Below are 4,722 nucleotides of genomic sequence, written 5' to 3' on the forward strand. Positions count from 1 at the left end.
CGGAGCAGGTCTGGCAGTACCAGGTCAAGGCGGCTGACATCGGCCTGCGAGCCAAGACCTACCTCGAGCAGAACGGCGCCAGAAAGGTCAAGTAAACGACCTGGACGGCACGCTGAGGGGCAGGAGAAATCTTGCCCCTCTTTTGCCTTCTGTCGTTTCCGTCCGGCTGACGATGAAACTGTTTCAGCACGATCTCCTTCCCTTTACCGGCTGGACCGGTACCTTGCTCGCACTTGTTGTGTGGTCGGTCCTGGTCATGCTGTCGCTGCTGACGCAACGCGAACAACTTAACCGGACTGCCGCCGAACTGGCGCGTATCGATGCCGTGGCCAACCTGAAGAAGGACATGGCGATCCGCAAATGGGCTTCCACCGTTGAAGGGATTTTCATCCGCGAAAAGCATGTGCCGCCGGTTAACTCGCTCGAACAGGAGGAGCGGGTAACGGCCGTACGTTATACCGGCGAACAGTTCACGCTGGTAACGGTGACGCCCATGCACCTGTTGCTGGCGATCCAGGAAATGACTAACAAGGAGTTCGGTGCCCGCGAACGCCTGACATCGAAACAATTACGCAACCCGGAAAATGCGCCTGACGAATGGGAGCAGCAAGCGCTTGAACAACTTGGTCGGGGAGCCGCAATCGTCACTCAGTCGCTGCCGAAAAAGGGGGGGCACGGGCTGATGCGGGCAATGATCCCGATGCAGATGGAAAAGGAATGCCTCGAGTGCCACCGCGATACGCTGGTTCCGGTCGGTGGCTTGCGCGGCGGAGCAACCGTTTCGATCGACCTGAATACCTACCGTACCGCTCAGGAACCGACCTGGCGGACGATCCAGTACTGGCACGCAGCAATCTGGTTGCTCGGGCTGGCGACGATCATCCTTCTGCATCGAATCTTTGTCCGCCGTGCCGCCGAACTGCAGCGCCAGGACCAGATTTACCGCGAGAACGAGGCCGCCTTTGCGGCGATGGCGGAAGGTGCAGCGATCACCGATGCCGAAGGTAGCATCATCTGGGTCAATGAGGCGTTTTGCCGGATATCTGGATATGCGCGTGACGAAGTCATTGGCCGTAATCCGCGTTTACTCAAATCGGGTATGCATGAGCAGGATTTCTATAACCGGATGTGGCAGCAGTTGCGTAGCGCCGGCCACTGGCGCGGCGAGATCTGGAATCGGCGCAAGAGCGGTGAGATTTTTCCGGAAGATCTGTCAATTCAGGCCTTGCGCGGGTCGGATGGACGTATCCGGCGCTACATCTCGATTTTTTCCGACATCACTCAGCGTAAGCGGAACGAGGATGAACTGGCCGCTTACCGTGAGCAGCTGGAAGATCTGGTCCGCCGCCGTACCGGCGAACTGACCGAGGCGCGCGATGCCGCCGAGGCAGCCAACCGCAGTAAGTCGATCTTCTTGGCCAACATGAGCCACGAGTTGCGTACGCCGCTCAACGCGGTGATTGGTTTCTCCCGTTTGATGGCTGCCGATCCGGGACTGTCGCCTGCGCGGCAGGATAACCTTCGGATCATCAGCCATTCCGGCGAGCATTTGCTGACGCTGATCAACGACGTGCTTGAATTGTCGAAGATCGAGTCGGGCAAGATGGAAATGCGTCCCGAGGAAGTCGATCTGCCCGAACTTCTTGGCCAGGTCGTCGAGATGATGAGCCTGCGTGCCGACGAGGGCGGGCTGGTCCTGCGCCTGGAAACTTCCGCCTTGCCAGGCATGGTTCTGATCGATCCCGGAATGCTGCGCCAGGTGTTGCTCAATCTGCTGTCTAATGCGGTCAAGTTTACGCCGGCTGGCGAAGTCGTCATTCGCGTCGTTGCCCGGCCGCTCGATGATGAACGTGTCTCCCTTGAGTTCGCCGTCCGTGACAGCGGCATCGGCATCAGTGTGGACGATCAGGCGCGAATTTTTTCGTCCTTCGAACAGGTCGGTTCGGCGCATCAGGGGGGGACCGGCCTTGGCCTGACGATCAGCCGGCGCTACGTGCAATTGCTCGGTGGTGAGCTGGCTGTGTCTTCGGCACCTGGGGAAGGCGCTGAATTTACGTTTGCCATACCTGTGTCAGTATTGATTGCTCCGGCGGGCGCCGGCAAACCGCGCCCGGCCAGGCTGGCGCCACTACTCGCGCCGCGCCGGGTACTGCTCGTCGATGATAGCAGCGACAGCCGGCGGCTACTGGCGGCCCTGCTTGAACCACTTGGCTTCATCGTTGCCGAGGCAGGCAAGCTGGCGCAAGCCCGTAGCATGTTGAGTGCACAGTCGGCGGATGTGGTCGTTCTTGACTGGTATCTGCCGGACGGTGAAGGATTGGCACTGCTGCACGAAATCAAGGCGAGCAGTGGGCCGGCGGTGATCATGCTGACGGCCCATGCGCTGGCCGAAACGCGCAACGCAGCACTGGCTGCCGGCGCCGACGGTTTCCTGAGCAAGCCGCTGGCTGAAGGCGAGCTCTATGGGCTGCTGGCCCGTATCCTGGGTCTGCCCATGCTTGAAGTACCGCGTCGCCCCGGTGGGTTCGAAGAAATCGGCCTGTTGCCTGACGACGCCGCATTGCTGACGGCGAGTGAACGGCAGGCGCTGGAAGCTGCGGCGATTGCACTGAGCCCGGCCGAAATCGATCACGCGATTCATGCCATTGCCGCCCGTCTGCCCGAGCTTGCGGCCCGCCTCGCAGGCATTGCTCGGCGGCGAGACTACGAGTTGCTTTGGGACTGGCTGGGCATTACTGGAAACGAAGCATGAACGATTTACCCGAAACTCCCACCGGGATGAATGACAGCGCATTCCACCCCGCTGAAATCCTGATCGTTGATGACACGCCTGCCTCGTTGCAGCTACTCAACGATCTCCTGGTCGGCGCCAGCTATGTCGTCCGCGTTGCCAGCGAGGCCCGGATGGCGCTGCGTTCAGCCAAAGCTCGGCCGCCCGAACTGATCCTGCTCGACGTCCGCATGCCCGGCATGGACGGCTACGAACTATGTCAGCGCCTCAAGGCTGATCCGGCGACTGCCAGCGTGCCGGTGATCTTTCTCTCAGCCCTGCGCGAGACTGGCGACAAGGTACGAGGTTTCGCGCTGGGTGCTGTCGATTACATCGGCAAGCCCTTCCAGCCAGAGGAAGTGCTCGCCCGGGTGCGCACCCATGTCCAACTCTACCGTCTGCAGACCAGACTTGAGGAGCAGGTCGAACAACGTACCGCGCAGCTTCGCGCCTCGGCCCGCCTGCTGCGCGAAAAGCGCCAGCGTCTGCAGGAGCTGACGGCCTTCCTGCAAAGCGTACGTGAGGACGAGCGCACCAGCATCGCCCGCGAACTGCATGACGAACTTGGCCAGGCGCTGACAGCCTTGCGCATTGACGTCGGCTGGCTGCGCAAGCATTGCGCGCCGCTTGGTCAAGGTGTCGTCGAGCGTGCCGACGGGGCCTATGCGCTGGTCGATAACACGGTGCACGCACTGCGGCGGATTTCTGAAGGCTTGCGTCCGGGCATGCTTGACGTGCTCGGTCTGTGCGCCGCGCTTGAACACCTCGCCGGGCAGTTCGCTGAACGCTCCGGTATCAGCTGTCATTTCAGCGCCGATCGTGACGAATATGCATTGCCCGAGAGCGGTGCGATCACCGCCTTCCGCGTCGTTCAGGAAACCTTGACCAACGTGACCCGGCATGCTGAAGCCCGGCGGGTTGACATCGATTTGAGCACCGTCGGTGGGCACCTGTGCATCAGTGTCCATGACGACGGTTGTGGCTTCGATACCGAGTCGCCGCGCCAGGGCTTCGGCCTGCTAGGTATGCGCGAACGCGTCCTGATGCTCGGCGGCGAAATCAACATCGACGGCACTGCCGGGACGACGGTAGTCGTCAGGTTGCCGATGAGTACGGGAGAAAACGCATGATCCGAATTCTGATTGCTGATGATCACGACATCCTGCGCGTCGGTCTACGTCACATCCTGGCCGAATCACCGGATATCGTTGTCGGTGGTGAGGCGAGCAATGGCATCGACGCCGTCACCATGCTGCGCAAGGAGCACTGGGATACGCTGGTGCTCGACCTGACGATGCCCGGGCGCAACGGTATCGAACTGATCAAGCAGATCCGCAGCGAGTTTCCCCGGCTGCCGATCCTGATCCTGAGCATGCACAAGGAAGACATCTTCGCTGTGCGCGCCTTGAAGGCCGGGGCTGCAGGTTACCTGTGCAAGGACAACGCCGAAGCCTTTCTCGCCGAGGCGATCCGCAAGGTGCATGGTGGCGGCTTGTTCATCAACCAGAACGTTGCTGAGCGCTTGACCATGGATATTCTCCAGGGACGTCACGCCGAGCTGCCGCACAACCGCCTGACTGACCGCGAGCACCAGATTTTTCTGCTCATCGTCCAGGGCATGGGGGTTTCCGAGATCGGGCGTCATCTGAATCTCAGCGTCAAGACGGTCAGTACGCACAAAGCCAGTATCCAGACCAAGATGGATCTGGCCAATACCGCAGAATTGGTCCGCTACGCAGTCGAAAATCGACTGGTCGAAGGCGAAGCCTAAGAATGTTCCTATAGGGCGTAAGTCGTTCTCCCGTGTGCTTTATCGGCATTCGTCACCTTATGGCTAAGGGATGGTCCGCGCAGAATTGCGACAAATTGCCGCACCCTGAGTTGGGGCATGGGTAGGAGTTGAGGCGATTGGGGTTTGACCTGGAAAAATATTTTGGGAGAACGAAGATGAG

Annotated in this window: 3 protein-coding genes; all 3 read left to right on the forward strand. The window is 60.3% G+C overall.

Features of this window, described 5'->3' with window-relative positions; translation table 11 throughout:
* The first annotated feature begins 172 nt into the window (after positions 1-172).
* The 3 genes from G471_RS0100515 to G471_RS0100525 are packed head-to-tail and all read left to right on the forward strand — an operon-like array spanning position 173 to position 4,541.
* On the forward strand, positions 173-2,752 hold the full coding sequence (locus G471_RS0100515) for an ATP-binding protein (RefSeq protein WP_051295189.1): 2,580 nt from the start codon (positions 173-175) through the stop codon (positions 2,750-2,752).
* Positions 2,749-3,900: an ATP-binding response regulator gene (locus tag G471_RS0100520; protein WP_245580478.1), complete on the forward strand. Its 1,152-nt coding sequence runs from the start codon at positions 2,749-2,751 to the stop codon at positions 3,898-3,900. The genes G471_RS0100515 and G471_RS0100520 overlap by 4 nt, the downstream gene beginning before the upstream one ends.
* Entirely contained in the window at positions 3,897-4,541 is a 645-nt protein-coding gene (locus G471_RS0100525; protein ID WP_028993582.1) for a response regulator, read from the forward strand. The genes G471_RS0100520 and G471_RS0100525 overlap by 4 nt, the downstream gene beginning before the upstream one ends.
* The last annotated feature ends 181 nt before the right edge of the window (positions 4,542-4,722 follow it).

It is taken from the genome of Azonexus hydrophilus DSM 23864 (genome assembly GCF_000429605.1).
GTDB lineage: Bacteria > Pseudomonadota > Gammaproteobacteria > Burkholderiales > Rhodocyclaceae > Azonexus > Azonexus hydrophilus.

What these genes read in the sequence shown, in the direction of transcription:
- G471_RS0100520 (WP_245580478.1), top strand. Translation starts at nt 2,749, where the DNA reads ATGAACGATTTACCCGAAACTCCCACCGGGATGAATGACAGCGCATTC.
- G471_RS0100525 (WP_028993582.1), top strand. Translation starts at nt 3,897, where the DNA reads ATGATCCGAATTCTGATTGCTGATGATCACGACATCCTGCGCGTCGGT.
- G471_RS0100515 (WP_051295189.1), top strand. Translation starts at nt 173, where the DNA reads ATGAAACTGTTTCAGCACGATCTCCTTCCCTTTACCGGCTGGACCGGT.